Origin of the sequence: Microbacterium sp. nov. GSS16 (assembly GCF_028198145.1) — a bacterium.
GTDB lineage: Bacteria > Actinomycetota > Actinomycetes > Actinomycetales > Microbacteriaceae > Microbacterium.
Genome location: NZ_CP116338.1, coordinates 504,573 through 522,940, shown reverse-complemented (window position 1 = coordinate 522,940; position 18,368 = coordinate 504,573). Strand labels below are relative to the sequence as shown.

Genomic DNA, 18,368 nt, shown 5'->3' with positions numbered 1-18,368 from the left:
AGCTGTGATTCCGGGGGAAATGCATGAGGGCACTGTCGTGGGTGCGGTCTCGACCGAAGACCGCAGCATCGATCGCCGGTGTGGCGATCGGTGCGGTGGCACTGACGACCATGGCGGTGGCGTATGACGGCCTGCCCACGACGAAGGTCGACCTCAACGATGCCGGCGTCTGGCTGACGAAGTCGTCGAGCTTCCTCGTGGGGCATTTCAACCACGAGTCCACCGTGCTCGACGGCGGCATGCGCGCGGCAAGCGAGGACTACGACATCCTGCAGGACGGCGCCACCGTGCTGGTCGACGACAGCGGAGCGGGCACCCTCACGGCGGTCGATCCGGCGCGGATGGCATTGACCGACAGCGCGTCGGTGCCCGGGAGCGCCAAGGTGGCGCTCGGAGCGAAGACGGTGGCGATCCTCGACCAGAAGTCGGGAGATCTGTGGGTGACCGCGGCGAAGGCGCTGGCGGGCTTCGACATCAAGGCGTCCGATCCGACCGCCGAGCTCGGCAAGGGCGCCGACGTGACGGTCGGTCGCGACGGCACGGTGTTCGCCCTCTCGGGTGAGCGCGGCGAGATCGTCGAGGTCCCGGTCGACCCGGACGGGCTTCCCCAGGAGCCGAAGTCCGAATCGGTCGGCGAGATCGACATCAGCGAGACGCCGAGCATCACCGCTGTCGGCTCGACGCCTGTCGTGCTCGACGCCGCGGCGGGTGTCCTGACGACACCGGGCGGATTCCGCACCGAGATCGATCAGGCCGCTGACGCCGTGCTGCAGCGGGCGTCGGAGCAGTCCGACGCGGTCGCTCTCGCCACGCCCACCGCGCTCGTGCGCGTGCCGCTCGACGGCGGCGAACCGGTCCAGACCCAGGCCGACGGCACGGGCAACCCCGCCGTCCCCGTGCAGCTGCGCGGCTGCACCTACGGCGCATGGGCCGTCTCGGCGACCTTCATCCGGGACTGCTCCGGCGACTCCCTCGACGTGAAGGAGACCATTCCGGGTGCAGAGGATGCCGCGTCGCTCACCTTCCGCGTGAACCGCGACGTGATCGTGCTCAACGACATCGTCGGCGGCGCCGCGTGGCTGGCGAACAAGAGCCTGCAGCGCGTCGACGACTGGAGCGTGCTGGTTCCGCCGGAGGGCGACAGCGAAGACGACGAGAACACCACCCAGGAGACGGTCGAGACCTCTCTGCCCGACCGCAAGGAGGAGAACACCCCTCCGACGGCTGAGGACGACCCCGATCTCGGCGTGCGTCCCGGCGGCACGACTCTGCTGCCCGTGCTCGACAACGACAACGACCCCGACGGCGACGTGCTCGTCGCATCGCTGGTGGGCAAGCAGCCGTCGGTGGGCGAGGTGCGTCCGATCCTCAACGGAGCGGCCCTGCAGATCTCCGTCCCCGAGGATGCGACGGGATCGGCGTCGTTCGAGTACCAGATCGACGATGGTCGCGGCGGCAAGGACACCGCGATCGTCACGCTCTCCGTGCACGACGAGAAGACCAACGGCGCGCCTCAGCCGAAGCGGGCCAGCAAGCTCGCCGTCGAAGCCGGCGGCACCGTCTCGTACAACGTGCTGCCCGACTGGAGCGATCCCGACGGCGACGACCTCTACCTGAGCGGCGTCGTCGCGGCCGAGGGCGACGAGGTCGAGTTCACCACCGACGGCAAGATCACCTACCGCGCCGTGGCCAGCCTGCAGGGGCGCAAGGAGATCACCGTTCTGGTGTCGGATGCCATGGGCAAGGGCACCGAGGGCAAGATCCTGCTCGACGTCAAGCCCGAGGGCTCGACGAACCCGGTCACCAACGCCGATCACGTGGTCACCCGCGTGGGCGAGTCGGTGACCGTGTCGCCCCTGGCGAACGACACGAGCGCGGGCCGGGAGCAGCTGCGTCTGGCCCGCGTCGAAGACACCCCGGGGGCCGAGATCGATCGCGACTACGCCAACCGCAAGTTCTCGTTCAAGGCGCAGGCCGCCGGCACCTATTACGTGCAGTATCTGGCGACGGCGGGCCCGAAGCCGGCGAAGGGGATCGTGCGCGTCGACGTGCTCGACAAGCAGCAGAGCGAGCTGCCGCCCGTGGCGGTGCGCGACGTCGCCATGCTGCCCAGCGGCAGCGAGGCGCTGGTCGGCGTGCTGGGCAACGACAGCGATCCGGCCGGCGGCGTGCTGGTCGTGCAGTCCGTCACCGTCCCGCCCAGCAGCGGCCTCAACGTCTCCGTCCTGAACCACGAGACCTTGCGCATCAGTGATCAGGGCGGGCTCGAAGAGCCGGTGCGCATCACCTACCGGATCTCGAACGGCACCGCCTCGGCGGAGGCCGATGTGGTCGTCATCCCGATTCCCGCGCCGACCAAGCTGCTCGCCCCGGTCGCCAAAGACGACGAGGCCGTGGTGCGTGCCGGCGACGTCGTGACGATCCCCGTTCTCGACAACGACGTGCATCCGAGCGGCGACAAGCTGCACGTCGCTCCCGACCTGGTCGAGCCGCTGATCGACCCGGAAGACGGTGAGGCCTTCGTCTCGCAGGATGCTGTGCGCTTCCGCGCGAGCGAGAAGCCGGGCACCGTGTACCTCACCTACGAGGCCGTGGACTCCCGGGGCCAGAAGGCCGGAGCGCACATCGCCGTGCAGGTGCTGCCGGTCGACGAGGACGGCACCAACGCCGCGCCGCGGCCGCGCGATCTGACGGCCCGCACCCTCGCCGGCTCGAAGATCAACATCCCCGTGCCGCTCGACGGTCTCGACACCGACGGCGACTCGGTCGAGCTGATCGGCGTCGACAGCGCGCCCGCCAAGGGTCGCATCGTCGAGCAGGGCGCGAACTATCTGACCTATGAGGCGTACGACGACGCCAAGGGCGTCGACACCCTCAGCTACCGGGTGCGCGATCGCCTCGGGGCGGAGGGACGTGCGACCATCCGCGTGGGCATCGCACCGCCCGAGGCGACGAACCAGGCGCCGTACGCGGTGAACGACTCGGTCGTGGTGCGACCCGGTCGTTCGGTCGCCGTGCCCGTGCTCGCGAACGACTCCGACCCCGAGGGCGATCAGATCGGTCTGGTCAAGTCGGGTTTGACGCTGCCGCCTGACGTCGAGGGGATGTCGGCCAAGATCTCGGGCGACAGGGTCATCATCTCGGTGCCGGACAGGGCTCTGGAGACGTCGCTGCAGTACACGATCAGCGACGCGAAGGGTGCGCGGGCGACCGCTGCGATCTTCGTGAAGGTCGACGAGGACGTCCCGCTGATGAACCCGATCGCACGCGACGACCGCGTGCAGGTCGAGGACGTCGAGGAGGACCTCACGGTCGACCTCGACATCCTCCGCAACGACGAGGACCCGGACGGCACGATCGAGGGCGTCGACGTGACGCTCGAGGACGGCGCGCGGATGCTCGGCGACGGCAAGGTCCGGGTGACCGTGGGGGAGCAGCGGCAGCTGATCCGCTACGTGATCACCGACCAGGACGAGCTCAGCGCGTCGGCATTCATCTTCGTTCCCGCGCTGAGCGAGCTGCGCCCGCGGCTGAAGTCGACGAAGCCGCTCGAGGTGAAGAGCGGCGAGACGAAGGAGATCCCGCTCGACAAGTACGTCGTCGTCGCGGGCGGTGGCGATGTGCGTCTGACGGAGGCATCGAAGGTGAGCGCCTCGTTCACGAACGGCGACTCTCTCATCAAGGACACCACGACCCTGGTGTACACATCGAAGGACCGCTTCTTCGGTGAGGACGCGCTGACGTTCGAGGTGACCGACGGAGAGGGGCCGGACGATCCGAACGGGCGCAAGTCGACCCTGACCATCCCCATCACCGTGCTGCCGCCCGACAATCAGCCGCCGACCATGAACAGCGCCGAGATGCAGATCGCGCCTGGCGAGGAGGCGACGGCGCTCGACCTGGCCGGCCTGGCGACCGATCCTGATCCGAAGGATGCGGGCAAGCTGCGCTTCTCGGTGACGTCGAAGCCGGGCAAGGGAATCGATGCGCGCATCGACGGCACCACGCTGTACGCAGAGACCGGCTCCGACACGCCCAAGGGCACGACGGCCACGATCGGCATCAGCGTGACCGACGGCACCACCGAGCCGGTGCAGGGCACCGTGCAGGTGGCCGTGACCGCGTCAACGCGCTCGCTCGCCGTGGCGAGCCCCGACTCGGTCGACGAGGCCGACCAGGGCGAGACGATCACCGTTCCTGCGCTGGCCAATGACATCAACCCGTTCCAGGCTGAGGGCAAGGCGCTGAAGATCCTCTCGGCGACCGTCGAGAGCGGCGAGGGCCAGGCCAAGGTCGCCGGGGAGGGGGTCGAGGTCACGTCGAGCAAGTCGTTCGTCGGCGTGATGGTGGTGCGCTACCGCGTGCAGGACGCCACGAAAGACCCCGACCGCGAGGTCGACGGCCGCATCACGGTGACCGTGCAGGGCATTCCGGATGCCCCGGGTCGGCCCACTGTGACGACCGTGGAAGACCGCACGGTGGTGCTCAACTGGTCGGCGCCGTCGAACAACGGCGCCGAGATCAGCGGCTACACCGTGAAGTCGGTCTCGGGCAATCCGTACACGAAGACCTGCACGTCGACGACGTGCACCCTCGACGGACTCACCAACAACGTCGAGTACACCTTCGCGGTGACGGCGACGAACCGCGTCGGTGACGGACCGGCATCGCCGGCATCCGAAGTCGCCCGACCTGACACCCGACCCGACACTCCGCTGCCGCCGAAGCTGAAGTTCGGCGACCGGGCGCTCGACGTGACCTGGACGACCCCGACGTCGAGCGGCTCGCCGGTGGAGTCGTACACGCTCGAGATCTCGCCCACTCCGCCGTCGGGGATGGGGCAGAAGACCGGCGTGACCGGCAACTCGCTGCGCTGGGAGGGGCTCGAGAACGGCACGAGCTACAGCGTGCGCATCCAGGCGCACAACCGTGCTCCGGACCCCTCGGGGTGGAGCATCTACTCGGCAGCCGAGATCCCCGCCGGCCCGCCGGCCGCCGTCGCGGCGCCCAGGGTCAGCAGCGCTCCCTCGGTCGGCAGCGAGGCGCAGATGACAGTCAGCTGGGATCAGCCCGACACGAACGGCGCGCCCATCGAGCAGTACGAGCTCGTGACGTATCGCGGCGGCGCCGAGGTGTCTCGCACGTCGACCGGCACGGCGACCTCGCAGACGGTGCGGGTGCCCACGAGCACCGCCGACTACACCTACGCCGTGCGCGCGAAGAACAAGGCCCCGCAGTGGGGTCAGCTGGGGCCGCGCTCGGCTCCCCAGCGCGCGTTCGGCCAGCCTGGCGCACCCTCGAGCGTCACGGCGACCCCCAAGGATCGTGCGATCGCCGTCAGCTTCACGATGACGGACGCCGCCCGCAACGGCGCCTCCCCCGGCGAGATGCGCTACCAGTACCAGCTGAACTCGCAGGCGTGGCAGGCGTGGGACGGGAGCTCCAACATCCCGGCGAGCAACGGCACACCCTACACGGTGCGCGTGCGCGCGTACTCCGTGGTCGGCGGGCAGCAGTCCAACACCGGCCCGTCGACCGCGTCGAACTCCGTGACCCCGTTCGGTGCGCCGTTCGCGCCGACCGGGAACGCAACCCCGTCGGGCGACAGGTCGGTCCAGGTCACCTGGAATGCCAAGGGGTCGTACAACGGCCGTCCCATCACCACGTACATCAGCGTGGACGGCGGCGGCTGGGAGAAGGTCGGCGAGAGCGGCAGCAGGATCGTCGGCGACACGTACAGCACGAAGCACACCATCAGAGTGCGCGCGACCGCCTCGGAGGGCGGCTCCGCGGAGTCCGGCACCTACGGCGCGACCTCGGGCCCGAAGCCGGACACCACGCCGAAGGCGTGGCTCTCGGCCGGTTCCGTCGTGCCGGGATGCAGCGCCGTCGGCGGTGGGTCGTGCCACTACTACAAGGTGACGACCAACCAGTACTTCAAGGCCGGCAGCTACAACATCGAGTGCCGGGTGGGCGGCAAGATGCTCGGCAACAACGCCGGATTCCCCCTCGACATCCCTTCTGGCGGCAGCAAGCAGCTGCAGTGCTACTCGGGATACTCGAACGACAAGCAGCTCGTGATCAAGGGCGGCGACCCGGGTAACGCCTACGGCACGTTCTACTGACCGGCGACGACCTCGCCCGGCCAGACCTCGACACGACGCACGAACAGAAGGACATTCACGCAATGAGCATGACCCCCGAACAGGCCGCCTGGTTCCACGGCACCTTCCACCGCCTCGTCGAGAACGTCGACAAGGCTCTGCAGGGCAAGAGCGAGGTCGTCAGCCTCGTCGTCGCAGCCATGCTCGCCGAGGGGCACGTGCTGCTCGAAGACGCGCCCGGCACGGGCAAGACCAGCCTCGCCAAGGCACTCGCCGCCACCGTGCAGGGCACCAGCTCGCGCATCCAGTTCACCCCCGACCTGCTGCCGTCTGACGTCACCGGTGTGACGATCTACGATCAGCGCGAGCACCGCTTCGAGTTCCACAAGGGGCCGATCTTCGCGTCGATCGTGCTCGCCGACGAGATCAACCGAGCATCCCCCAAGACCCAGTCGGCGCTGCTCGAGGTCATGGAGGAGTCGCGGGTCACCGTCGACGGGGTGACCCACGAGGCCGGGCGCCCGTTCCTCGTCATCGCCACCCAGAACCCCGTCGAGCAGGCCGGGACGTACAAGCTCCCCGAGGCGCAGCTCGACCGGTTCCTGATTAAGACGTCGATCGGGTACCCCGACCTCGATGTCGCCGAGCGGATCCTCGCCGGCGCGTCGCAGCGCAACCCCTCGGCCGGACTGGCGGCGGTGATCACGACCAGCGCGGTCGCCGACATGGCCGACCTCGGCGCCAGCGTGCACGTCGAGCCGGCGGTGCTGCGGTACACGGCCGAGCTCGCCGAGGCGACACGCGCCGATTCCGCCATCCGTCTGGGCGTGTCCGTGCGTGGTGCGATCGCGATGATCCGCATCGCGAAGGTGTGGGCCGCCGCTCACGGCAGGCACTACGTCCTTCCCGACGACATCAAGGCGCTCGCCCGCCCCGTCTGGCAGCACCGTCTGCTGCTCGACGCCGAGGCGGAGTTCGCCGGCACGACGGCCGACAGCGTCATCGGTCGCGTTCTCGAGAACGTCGCAGCTCCCCAGGCCCGCGCCGCGGTCTGATGGCGCAGGCGACGGTGGCGGAGGCAGGGGCCTCCGCAGGGCAGCAGGCGGGCTGGCGCGACGTCGTCGCCGTGCTCGGCGGACGCGCGCTGCGGCGCCTCCAGTCGGCCGCACGAGTCGTGCGTCCTCTCGGATGGATGCTGGTGGCGCTGACCGTGCTGTTCTGGATCGTCGGCGCGGTGCAGGGATGGCGTGAGCTGGTCGTCGCCGCGTGGGTGCTGGCGTTCGTGCTGGTCATCTGCGCGCTCTTCCTCATCGGCCGCACGCAGTACGACGTGTCGCTCGATCTGGCGCGCACCCGGGTCGTCGTGGGTGAACGCGCGATCGGGGCGCTCAAGCTCGAGAACCGCGGCACCAGGGCAATCCTCCCGTCGCGGGTCGTGCTGCCCGTCGGCGCCGGCCGCGGCGAGTTCTCGATCCAGCGCCTGGCCGCCGGGCAGAGCGCGGAGGAGCTGTTCGCCATCCCCACCCAGCGCCGCGGCGTGGTCGAGGTGGGCCCGGTGAGCGTCGTGCGCGGCGACCCCCTCGGCGTCTTCGAGCGCGCCCACCGTCGCGACGATCCCGTCGATCTGTTCGTGCATCCCCGCACGGTGCTGTTCGGCGGTCAGTCGCTCGGCTTCCTGCGCGATCTCGAGGGGCTGCCCGCCGCCGATCTCTCGCGCGACGACGTCTCGTTCCACGCCCTGCTCGAGTACCAGCCGGGTGACGACCTGCGTCACGTCCACTGGCGCTCCACGGCGCGCACCGGCACCATGATGGTGCGCCAGTTCGAGGAGACGCGTCGGTCGCATTTCGTGATCGGGCTCTCGCGCTCGCGCGGCGACTACCGCGACGAGGAGGAGTTCGAGCTGGGCGTCTCGATCGCCGGCTCCATCGGCCTGCGCGCGCTGCAGGACTCGCAGCGCGTGGACGTGCGCGTGCAGGGCCGGGAGCTGGCATCCGGAACCGGCAAGCAGCTGCTCGACTCGCTGTCGACCGTCGAGCAGTCCAAAGCGCGCGAGGGCGGCATCGCCGAGCTCGCGGGCGTGGTGTCGGCTGCGATGCCGCTCGCCAGCGTGGTCGTGCTGGTGTGCGGCGCCACCGTCGACGTCGAGGACCTGCGTCGCGCCTGCGCCCGGCTCCCGTTCGGGGCACGCGCGCTCGCCGTCGTCGCGCGCTCGGGCCTTGACACCCCCGAGCTGCGCCGCATCGGCGAAGCGGATGTCGTGACCGTCGGCGCCCTCGACCAGCTCCCCGTCGCTCTGCAGAGGGTTCTCGCATGACCGCTCCGATCACCGCCTCCTCCCGGCTGCGCCGCGGCTGGATCCTCGATCTGGCCGCCGTCGGGCTGCTTCTGCTCGCCGCGCTCGCCGGCTTCTGGACGACGTTCGCCGGCCCCGGCTTCGTGCCGGCCGCCGTCGGCGGGGTCGCCCTGGGACTCGCCGTCGCAGGCGTCTGCGCGTGGCGCGGCTGGGGCATCCTCATCATCACCGCTGCGACGGTCGCGGTGTACTTCCTCTTCGGCGGCGCCCTCGCGCTGCCGCACACGACGCTGCTCGGCGTCATCCCCACCGTCGACACCCTGGCGGGCCTGGCGACGGGCGTGGTCACGTCGTGGAAGCAGCTGCTGACCACGGTCGCCCCGGTCTCGCCCGCCGACGGTCACCTGCTCGTGCCCTTCCTGATCGGCCTGGTGGCGAGCGTGCTCGCGGCGTCGCTCGCGCTGCGTCTGCGTCACCTGGCGTGGTCGCTGCTGCCCATCGTCGGCGCGCTGTTCCTGGTGATCGCGCTCGGCGTGCCCACCGCCGCCTTCCCGCTCGTGCAGGGCATCGTGATCGCCGGTGCGGCCGCGGGCTGGCTGTCGCTGCGCTCGTGGTGGGCACCGCAGTCGTCGGCGGTGAACGTCAGCGAAGCCGATCCCGCCAGGGCGAGGTACATGCGCACCCGCCGACTCGTGGGCGCTCTGGCGGTCGTCGCCGTGGCGGCCGGCGCCGGCGCCGGAGTGAACGCGGTGACGGCGGATGCCGGCCCCCGCCACGTCTTCCGCGACGCCATCATCCCGCCGTTCAACATCCGCGACTACGCGAGCCCGATGCAGAGCTTCCGCAAGACGGTGCGCGACCAGAAGACCAAGACGCTGTTCACAGTGACCGGATTGCCCGAAGACGGCCGGGTGCGCCTGGCGGCGATGGACGGCTGGGACGGCGTGGTCTACAACGTCACCGACGGCGGGCCGGGTTCGTCCAGCGCGTTCCTGCCCCTGCGCAGCGACATGGCCACCGGAGTCGACGGGGTCCCCGCACAGCTTCACTTCGAGATCGCCGACTACTCGGGGGTGTGGCTGCCGGGCACCACGGTCGTCGACGACGTCGAGTTCGAGGGAGCGCGGGCCGACGAGCTGCGCCGCAGCGCCTACAGCAACCCGGCGACCGACACGACCGTCGTCACCGCGAAGCTCAAGAAGGGCGACGCGTACACGGTCGACGCCGTCATCGCGCCGAAGGCCGGCGACGAGCAGCTCAAAGACGCGAAGTTCGCCAGCATCAAGCAGAAGGTGTCGTCGTACTCGCCGGAGGACCTCTCGGCGAAGGCGGCCGACATCGTGACCGACGCCGAGACTCCCATCGAGCAGGCCAGGGCGCTCGAGACGTACTTCGCCGAAGGCGGGTTCTTCAGCCACGGGCTCGAGGGAGAGGTGCTCTCGCGGGCGGGGCACACCGCCGAGCGGATCAGCACGCTTCTCGGTGGCGACCAGATGATCGGCGACGACGAGCAGTACGCCGTCGCGATGGCTCTGGCCGCGCAGGAGGTCGGCATTCCCGTGCGGGTCGTCATGGGCTACTACCCGGATGCCGATCGCAAGAAGGAGCCGGTGTTCGCCGCCACCGGCGACGACGTGCACGCCTGGGTCGAGATCGCCTTCGAGGGATTCGGCTGGATCCCGTTTGACCCAACCCCACCCGAGGACAAGGTCCCTCAGGATCAGAACACGAAGCCGCGCGTCGACCCCAAGCCGCAGGTGCTGCAGCCGCCGCCTCCGCCCCAGGAGCCGGTCGATCTGCCGCCGACGGTGCCCGATGACCGCAAGCCCGAGGACGACAGCCTCAACGTCCTCGGCATCATCGGCATCATCCTCGCGATCGCGGGAGTCTCGCTCGGCGTGCTTCTGCTGCTCGCGTCGCCGTTCATCGTGATCGGAGCATGGAAGGCCGCCAGGCGCCGAGCGCGTCGCAACGCCGAGCGCCACTCCGATCGGATCAGCGGCGGGTGGGATGAGCTGACCGACCGCGCGATCGATCACGGCGCTCGCATCCCCCCTGGCGGCACCCGGGTCGAAGAGGCCGGTGTCGTGGCATCCGCCCTCACGCTCCCGGCGGCCACCGCGCTGGCGGAGCGGGCGGACGGCCAGGTCTTCGGACCCGGCGAGCCGACCACCGAGGAGGTCGAGGCCTTCTGGCGCGAGGTCGACGAGGCCGTGATCGGGATGCGCGGTGCAACAACGTTCTGGGGCCGGGTCAAAGCCAGACTCAGCGTGCGCTCGCTGACCGGGAACGGCCGGATGAGCGAACGCCTCCAAGAGCTGAGGGACGCGGCCGCCGCGCGCGTGCGCCGTGAACCTGGCAACATCGACAGGAACAGCCCGACGTCCGAGAGCGAGACCCCATGACGACGATTCCCCTCGGCGACGTCGCGCCGATCTCGCGACGGGTGATCGCCTACATCATCGATGCGCTGATCGCCGCCGTGCTGCCGATGCTCGCCCTGGTCGTCACCGTGACCATGACGGTCGGCGCGCTGCAGAACCCCGAGTCGGCCGCCGGCGCGATGATCTCCGTGGCGGTCGCCTCGGGTGTGTTCGGGCTTCTGATGCTCGCGTGGTTCGTCATCTATACGCTCATGCAGACCGGACGCGGGTCGATCGGCATGCGTGCGCAGCGCATCAGGCTGGTCGGCGCTGCCGACCTCGCTCCGATCTCCTTCTGGCGGGCCCTGCTACGCAACATCGTCTTCGCCGTGACCGGCGCGTTCGTCGTGGGAATGTTCTCCCCGCTGTTCGACGGCTCCGGCCGCTACCAGGGCTGGCATGACAAAGTCGGCGGCGCGGTGCTGATGGATGCCGCAGCCGTGCCCGCACGGGATGCCGCAGCGCCCGTGGTGCCGACGACCACCGCCGTCGCCGCGCCGCCCGCCCCGCCGGCGACCGCTGGACGACTCGGTTCCGCGACGCCTCCTGCCGCGCCTGCGCCGTACGCGTCAGCGCAGCCGGATGCCGTCGGCGAGACGGTCGTCGCGCCCCGGCCCGCCCCGGCCGGACCGGGGTCGGGCTCGGGTGCCGCAGCGCCCGACCAGACCGTCTCGGCTCCGCGTGCCGGGCGCGAAGCGGCCGGAGACCCCCTGATCTCGTTCGTCCCCGGTGTCACGCAGCCCGGCCGGCCCGCGGCTCCGCCGGCTGCGGCTGCTCCGGCTGCTCCTGCTGCTCCTGCTCCGCCGGCTCCCGCTGCCCGGGCTGCTACTCCGGCTGCCCCCGCTGTTCCGGCTGCTGCGCCGGCCGGCCCCGCTGTTCCGGCTGCTGCGCCGGCCGGCCCCGCTGCTCCCGCCGATCCCGCCGCCGTCGCACCGGCCCCCGCTCCCGACGAACCTGCGCCACTCGCACCGTCGGCTGTCGTCGCGCCCACCACGATGCCCGCCGACGACGACCTCGAGTCGACGCGGATCAGCATCCCCGGCCACCGCCTCGTGTTCACGTGGGACGACGGACAACGCGTGACTGTGTCTGGTCGCACGGTGTTCGGGCGCAACCCCGAGCAGGAGCCCGGTGCTGTGGTGATCTCCGTGCGCGATGAGACCCTGTCGCTGTCGAAGACGCACTTCGAGGCGGCATCAGAGCCGTCGGGTGGCTGGATCATGGACCGGCAGTCGACCAACGGCACCGTGGTCGTGCGCGATGGCGTGCGCATCGCGTGCCCGCCAGGGCAGCGCGTGCCGCTGCGATTGGGAGACGCTGTCGAGATCGGCGACCGCATCCTCACGATCGGCGGCTTCGCATGACCGCGCCCGTGCTCGTCAACTCCGGCGCGGCGACGCACACCGGCCGGCGTCGCGTGCTCAACGAGGACGCGCAACTGGCATCCGCACCCGTCTTCATCGTCGCCGACGGAATGGGCGGTCACGAGGCGGGGGAGCGTGCGAGCGCGGCCGTCGTCGACGAGTTCGCGACCCTCGTCGGCCGGGAGGCTCTGAGCCTCGACGATGTCCGTCAGACCCTGGCCAGGGCGCGCGAGGTGGTCGAGCATCTCGCGACATCCGGCGACTCGCGTGCCGGCACCACGCTCAGCGGTGTCGTCATCTCCTCGGTGGACGGGCTCGGGTACTGGCTCGCCGTCAACATCGGCGACTCGCGCACATACCGCTTCGCCGACGGCGAGATGGAGCGCATCACCGTCGACCACTCGGTCATCCAGGAGCTGCTCGACTCGGGCGAGTTGAGCCCGCAAGACGCACCGAACGACGCCAGGCGCAACATCATCACCCGGGCGATCGGGGCCGGCAGCACCGGCGACGCCGACTTCTGGCTGTTCCCCGCCGAGCGCGGCGATCGGATGCTCGTCTGCTCGGACGGCCTGACATCCGAGATCGGCGAAGCGCGCATCCGGGAGGTGCTGCAGAGCGAGCCCGATCCGCAGCGTGCAGCCGCGCAGCTCACCGCCGAGGCGGTGCAGGCGGGCGGTCGCGACAACGTCACCGTCGTGGTCGTCGACGCCGTCTCGGTCGCCTCCCGACCCGGGACGATCGTGCTCTCGGACGTCGACGACGACACCCGGCCGCGGGAATCAGGGAATGGAGGGGCTCGATGAACCAGTTCGCGTACCGACCCGGCAGCTGGCAGGTGGTCGCCGAAGAGCACGGGATGATCGCCGTTCCGGGCGACACTCCGACGGAGCGACTCGCAGCCCTCACCGAGATGATGCGCTCGGGTGCTCCGCAGCTCACCGAGGTCATCGATGTGCTCGGTGGGGGGACGATGGCGACGCTCGGCTCGTTCGCCGTCGCGCTGCTGGGTGAGGACTCCGCCCGTCTCGCCGTGCGCGGCGACATTCGCGTCACCGTGACCGGGGTGGACGGCGATGAGGTCGTGTCGGGCGCTGAGATCAGCACCTGGACCGAGCGCTACTTCACTCACCCGCGCTCCTTCACCGTGTCTCTGGAGGAGGCGCACTCGGACACGTCGCTGGTCGTGCGGTCGGGTACGGTGCTGGCGTCGTCGGTCGCGTTCCCCCACGGCGACCAGCCCGCCGCATCCGCCACCGCGGCGCCGGGAGTGGCCGAACCGGTCGAGGCAGGAGCGGGTGACGTCGCACCCCCGGAGGACGCGGCGCCCGCAGAGAAGACGGATCAGCAGCCGGCGGATGCCGGTAACGCGGCGTTCCCCGCCCAGGCCGGCGTGCTCGCGACGGCGGCTCAGGCCGAAGGAACGCCGGTCGACGAAGTGCCGGCCGACGAAGTGCCGGCCGACGAAGTACCGGCCGCTGAAGCGCCGGCCGCTGAAGCGCCGGCCGCCACCGAGTCTGCGGACGAAGCGCCGGCCGCCACCGAGTCTGCGGACGAAGCGCCGGCCGCCACCGAGTCTGCGGACGAGGCGCCGGCTGATGCCCCGGGTGCCGAACAGGGCGACGCGGCAGAGGAGGCGAGCGGCAGCGGCGCGGAGCACCCCGAGCTCGTGCAGACCGAGGCGATGCCCGTGACAACCGCATCCGATCCCTCCGGCGTCGACGCCGGCTTCCCGACCCTGATCCCGACGGAGTACACCTTCGCGCCCGCCCCGCCGTCGATCGCGGAGGACGACGTGCTCGACGCCACCGTCCATTCCGCGCCCCGGGGGCCCGCAGCCCCGCCCGCTGAGCTCGCGGGCGACCACGACGGCTCGACGATCTCGCTCGCCGAGCTGCGGCGCATGCGCGAAGCGGCAGGCGACGCGCCTCAGCAGACGACGGGAACCTCGGGGCCCGACACCCCGACCGAGGTGCTGCCGGCCGTCGGAGCACCCGCTGCCGGCCACGGCTCCGCGCGCCTGTCGAGCGGCCAGGTCGTCACGCTCGACCGCACCGTGATCATCGGTCGCCGTCCGCGCGCCACGCGTGCGAGCGGCGACAGCCTGCCGCACCTCGTCGCCGTCGAGAGCCCCCAGCAGGACATCTCGCGCAGTCATCTCGAGATCCGTCCCGAGGGCGACTCGGTGGTGGTCATCGACCTGCACACCACGAACGGCTCGACCCTGATGCGCCCCGGCGCCGACCCCGTGCGGCTGCACCCCGGCGAGCACACGCTCGTGCTCAGCGGCGACGTCGTCGATCTCGGCGACGGGGTCACCGTCTCATTCGAGGGACTCACATGAATCGCACGCCGTCGCCTCCGCCGCAGCTGCCCGGCTTCACGTATCTGCAGCCGCTGGGAGCGGGCGGGTTCGCCGACGTCTTCCTGTACGAGCAGGAGATGCCCCGCCGAAAGGTCGCGGTCAAGGTGCTTCTCGCCGACCGCATCACCACGGGAGCCGCGCAGGAGTTCACCGACGAGGCCAACGTGATGGCCATGCTGTCGACCCACCCCGCGATCGTCACCATCTACCAGGCAGGGGTGGCCGGTGACGGCCGGCCGTACCTCGTGATGGAGTACTGTCCTCGACCGAACCTGCAGGCCCGGGCGCGACGCGAACCGTTCTCGGTCGCCGAAGCGCTGCGTGTCGGCATCCAGGTGGCCGGAGCCGTCGAGACCGCGCATCGCGCAGGAGTGCTGCACCGCGACATCAAGCCGGCGAACATCCTCGTCACCGAGTACAACCGGCCCGCGCTCACCGACTTCGGAATCGCATCGACCACCGGTGCCGTCACCGAGGCCGCGGGCATGTCGATCCCGTGGTCGCCGCCGGAGTCTTTCGCCGAGCCGCCGCGCAGCGGGCCTCGCACCGACGTGTACGCCCTCGGCGCCACGGTGTACACGCTGCTCGCCGGTCGTTCGCCGTTCGAACGCCCCGCCGAGCGCAACACGAGCGCCGATCTCATTGAGCGCATCGAGCGCATGGCCCTGCCCGTGCTGGCGCGCGCCGACTCCCCGGCCAGTCTCCAGGCGACGCTCGAGCGATCGATGGCGAAGAACCCCGACGACCGCTACCCGAGCGCGGTGGCTTTCGCGCGGGCTCTGCAGAAGGTGCAGATCGAGCTCGCGCACTCCGTCACCCCGATCGACATCGTCGACGAGCATCCGTCCTCCGACGAGCTGCGCGACGACGACGACGGACTCACCCGCGTGCGGGAGGTGCAGTCCATCAGTCCAGACACACCCGCGGCGACCCGGCCGTCGGCGGCGACCGAGCCCCGTCTCGCCGGGGGCGGGATGCTCGGGGTGCCGCGATTCGAAGCCCCAGCGCCGCAGGCCGCCGAAGAGCACACCGTGCGGCGTGGTGCCGCGCCCGAGGCCCCGGCTGACGACGACGATCGCACTCTGCTGCGCCCTCCGACGATCCTCACTCCCAGCGCGCCGAGCGCACCCGGAGCGCCCGGCACGTCTTCGCCGGCGCCGCCCGAGCACACCACCCCTGCGCTCGCGGACGAGACCCCCTCGTCGAACCGGCGCGGGGTGGGGCCGTGGCTGTGGGCGGCCGCAGCCGCGGTGGTCATCGTGGTCGGCGGAGGAATCTGGCTGGGCGGCAGTCTCAGCACGGCTCGGCCGACGGCCGCGCCGGTCGATGACGAGCCGGCGCCGCAGGACGTCATCTCGGGCATCGTCCCTCCCGTCGACGACCTGACCGGCACGCGCAGTGGCGACACGGTGACCTTCACATGGAGCAACCCCAGCCCCGAAGAGGGTGATTCGTACATCTGGGCCGAGGTGACGCTCGACGGCACGATGCAGGCGCAGACCACCGAGAAGACGACCGTGACCCTCGAGGGGTCGCATCCCGGCCGCACGTGCATCGAGGTCAGCCTGGTGCGTGCAGATCGCCGCTCCGCGCAGGAAGTGAGGGAGTGCGTCGAATGACCACCGTGACCGTGGAGTTCGCAGGAGAGTATTTCCCCGTCGACACGTCGACGTCGTTCACCGTCGGCAGGGAGGGGGATCTCGAACTCGACGACAACCTCTTCCTGCACCGTCACTTCCTCGAGATCGCACATGACGACGGTCTGTGGTGGCTCACGAACATCGGCAGCCGCCTCTCGGCCACCGTGACCGATTCGGCCGGCGGCGTGCAGGCGTGGCTTGCCCCCGGCGCACGGCTGCCTCTGGTGTTCGAGCGGACGACGATCGTCTTCACCGCGGGACCGACCACCTACGAGATGACCGTGCACTCCGACGAGCCGGCGTTCCGCGCCATCCGCCGCGAGACCGAGGGCGACGGCGCGTCGACCATCGGCGCCGTTCCGCTGACCGAGAGTCAGAAGCTGCTCATCCTCGCACTGGCCGAGCCGCAGCTGCGTCGCGACGGAACGGGGATGAGCGAGATCCCCAGCTCGGCGAAGGCGGCCGAGCGCCTGGGCTGGACGGTGACGCGCTTCAACCGCAAGCTCGACAACGTGTGCGACAAGCTCGACCGGATCGGCGTGCCCGGCATGCGCGGCGGGCAGCGCAGCTTCGCCACCAACCGGCGCGCCCGCCTCGTGGAGCACGCGGTGGCCTCACGGCTGGTGACGCGAGACGACCTCGCCATGCTGGACGCGCCCCAGAGCGAACCCGAAGGAGAGCTGGATTGATCTGGGAGATCGACGACGGCGAGAAGCAGATCGAAGGGCTCGACGCCTCCGGGCATCCCGACCCCGCGTACGCCGCCTCGCTCGGCCTGCTGCCCGCGCCTTTCGGGCGCCGGACGCTTGCCACCCTGATCGAGCTGCTCATCCTCGTGCTGTTCGCCCTGCCGGCGCTGCTGGTGGCGACGCCCGCACTCGGCGAGATCGTCGCCGGCGACGCTGATGCGGCGACCATGCTGGCCGACGGGGCACTGGTCTGGCCGATCGTCGCACTCGCGATCGGCAACGTGCTCGCCACCGTGTTCATCGTCGTGCAGCTCGTGCTGCTCGGTCGCAAGGGTGTGACCACGGGCAAGGCCATCTTCGGTCTGCGGACGGTCAACGTGCGCACCCTCGAGCGCCCCGGCTTCTGGCGCGGAGCGGTCGTGCGCTACCTCGTGCTGTCACTGACCTTCCTGCTGCCGCTGCTCGGCCCGCTTCTGGTGATCGCGCTCTCGCCGTTCTTCGACTCCGAACGCCGCGGCCGCAGCTGGGTCGACCAGGCCGGTGCGACGTGGATGGTCGACGTGCGCCGCGGACTCAACCCGTACGACGTGAAGCGCATGCGCATCGCCCGCAAGTCGGTGCGGATCACCGAGCACGCGCGCGGCCCCGCGCTTCCCTCCCTGGCCACGCCTGTCGAGCGCGACGCCCCCGCCGAGTACACGCCGTCGGGGCGGCTGTCGGGTGGGGTGATCGGCGCGCACCGCAGGACGTCGGCGCCCCAGCCCGCGGCCGGTGCGTCGCCGGCCGCGCCCGCCGTCCCGGCCACGCCATCGCGTGAGACGCCGTTCGCTCCCGTCGTCGCGCCTGGCGCGATGGTGGATGCTGTGCCGCCCCCTCTCGTGGCCGGTCAGCTGCTCGATTCCTTCGCCCCGAGAGGCGCATCCCCCGCGACGCCGGGCGCGGCCCGCTCCGCGGAACCGGCGCCGAGCCCCGCCGCGCCCGCATCCCCCGCGCCCGTCGCATCCTCCGCGCCCGCCGCGCCCGCTGCGCCGACCGCGTCCGCGCCGGCTGCACCTGCACCGGCTGCACCTGCACCGGCTGCGTCGGCACCCGCAGCGGCGCCTGCTCAACCCGCGGCGCCTGAGCCCGCCGCGTCCGCAGCCGCGACCCCGGCGGTGCGCGCGGTGCTGCGACTCGACGACGGCAGCCGGGTCGAGGTGCGCGGCGCCACACTCATCGGCCGGGCGCCGGCGCCGGTCGCCGGTGAGGGCGCCGTGCAGCTCGTCGCCGTGGCCGACGACACCCGATCCGTCTCGAAGACCCACCTGGCGATCCTCCCGGCACGCCGAGGGGTGCTCGTCATCGATCGCGGATCCACGAACGGCAGTGCCATCGCCCGCGACGGCTCCGAACTGCCCTTGACACCCGGCGACCCGGCACCCGTGCAGGTCGGCGACGTGGTGCGCTTCGGCGACCGCACGCTGACCGTCGAGCGGGTGTGACAGTCG

The 18,368-nt window shown here is 71.0% G+C and carries 10 protein-coding genes; all 10 read left to right on the top strand.

Annotated elements, in window-relative coordinates; genetic code table 11:
- The first annotated feature begins 23 nt into the window (after positions 1 to 23).
- The 10 genes from PGB26_RS02425 to PGB26_RS02380 all read left to right on the top strand — a co-directional run bounded on the left by PGB26_RS02425 (position 24) and on the right by PGB26_RS02380 (position 18,362).
- Positions 24 to 6,125: an Ig-like domain-containing protein gene (locus PGB26_RS02425; RefSeq protein WP_271638709.1), complete on the top strand. Its 6,102-nt coding sequence runs from the start codon at positions 24 to 26 to the stop codon at positions 6,123 to 6,125.
- 62 nt (positions 6,126 to 6,187) lie between these two features.
- The gene (locus PGB26_RS02420; protein WP_271638708.1) at positions 6,188 to 7,159 is read left to right on the top strand and encodes an AAA family ATPase; all 972 of its coding nucleotides are present in this window, start codon (positions 6,188 to 6,190) and stop codon (positions 7,157 to 7,159) included.
- Entirely contained in the window at positions 7,159 to 8,421 is a 1,263-nt protein-coding gene (locus PGB26_RS02415) for a DUF58 domain-containing protein (protein ID WP_271638707.1), read from the top strand. Before PGB26_RS02420 ends, PGB26_RS02415 begins: the two co-directional genes overlap by 1 nt.
- A complete protein-coding gene (locus tag PGB26_RS02410) occupies positions 8,418 to 10,805 on the top strand; it encodes a transglutaminase domain-containing protein (RefSeq protein ID WP_271638706.1) in 2,388 nt (795 codons plus the stop codon). The genes PGB26_RS02415 and PGB26_RS02410 overlap by 4 nt, the downstream gene beginning before the upstream one ends.
- Positions 10,802 to 12,187: an RDD family protein gene (locus PGB26_RS02405; protein WP_271638705.1), complete on the top strand. Its 1,386-nt coding sequence runs from the start codon at positions 10,802 to 10,804 to the stop codon at positions 12,185 to 12,187. Before PGB26_RS02410 ends, PGB26_RS02405 begins: the two co-directional genes overlap by 4 nt.
- On the top strand, positions 12,184 to 12,993 hold the full coding sequence (locus tag PGB26_RS02400) for a PP2C family protein-serine/threonine phosphatase (RefSeq protein WP_271638704.1): 810 nt from the start codon (positions 12,184 to 12,186) through the stop codon (positions 12,991 to 12,993). Before PGB26_RS02405 ends, PGB26_RS02400 begins: the two co-directional genes overlap by 4 nt.
- The gene (locus PGB26_RS02395) at positions 12,990 to 14,531 is read left to right on the top strand and encodes an FHA domain-containing protein (protein WP_271638703.1); all 1,542 of its coding nucleotides are present in this window, start codon (positions 12,990 to 12,992) and stop codon (positions 14,529 to 14,531) included. Before PGB26_RS02400 ends, PGB26_RS02395 begins: the two co-directional genes overlap by 4 nt.
- The gene (locus PGB26_RS02390; RefSeq protein ID WP_271638702.1) at positions 14,528 to 16,171 is read left to right on the top strand and encodes a serine/threonine-protein kinase; all 1,644 of its coding nucleotides are present in this window, start codon (positions 14,528 to 14,530) and stop codon (positions 16,169 to 16,171) included. Before PGB26_RS02395 ends, PGB26_RS02390 begins: the two co-directional genes overlap by 4 nt.
- Positions 16,168 to 16,881, top strand: coding sequence for a hypothetical protein (locus tag PGB26_RS02385; protein ID WP_271638701.1), 714 nt, complete (start codon positions 16,168 to 16,170; stop codon positions 16,879 to 16,881). The genes PGB26_RS02390 and PGB26_RS02385 overlap by 4 nt, the downstream gene beginning before the upstream one ends.
- Positions 16,878 to 18,362 carry an RDD family protein gene (locus PGB26_RS02380; RefSeq protein ID WP_271638700.1) on the top strand — a complete coding sequence of 495 codons (1,485 nt, stop codon included), beginning with the start codon at positions 16,878 to 16,880 and terminating at the stop codon, positions 18,360 to 18,362. The genes PGB26_RS02385 and PGB26_RS02380 overlap by 4 nt, the downstream gene beginning before the upstream one ends.
- Positions 18,363 to 18,368 lie beyond the last annotated feature (6 nt).

Bases quoted from the DNA above. Each gene is read 5' to 3' on its own strand.
- PGB26_RS02425 (WP_271638709.1), top strand. From the start codon at position 24: ATGAGGGCACTGTCGTGGGTGCGGTCTCGACCGAAGACCGCAGCATCG.
- PGB26_RS02420 (WP_271638708.1), top strand. From the start codon at position 6,188: ATGAGCATGACCCCCGAACAGGCCGCCTGGTTCCACGGCACCTTCCAC.
- PGB26_RS02415 (WP_271638707.1), top strand. From the start codon at position 7,159: ATGGCGCAGGCGACGGTGGCGGAGGCAGGGGCCTCCGCAGGGCAGCAG.
- PGB26_RS02410 (WP_271638706.1), top strand. From the start codon at position 8,418: ATGACCGCTCCGATCACCGCCTCCTCCCGGCTGCGCCGCGGCTGGATC.
- PGB26_RS02405 (WP_271638705.1), top strand. From the start codon at position 10,802: ATGACGACGATTCCCCTCGGCGACGTCGCGCCGATCTCGCGACGGGTG.
- PGB26_RS02400 (WP_271638704.1), top strand. From the start codon at position 12,184: ATGACCGCGCCCGTGCTCGTCAACTCCGGCGCGGCGACGCACACCGGC.
- PGB26_RS02395 (WP_271638703.1), top strand. From the start codon at position 12,990: ATGAACCAGTTCGCGTACCGACCCGGCAGCTGGCAGGTGGTCGCCGAA.
- PGB26_RS02390 (WP_271638702.1), top strand. From the start codon at position 14,528: ATGAATCGCACGCCGTCGCCTCCGCCGCAGCTGCCCGGCTTCACGTAT.
- PGB26_RS02385 (WP_271638701.1), top strand. From the start codon at position 16,168: ATGACCACCGTGACCGTGGAGTTCGCAGGAGAGTATTTCCCCGTCGAC.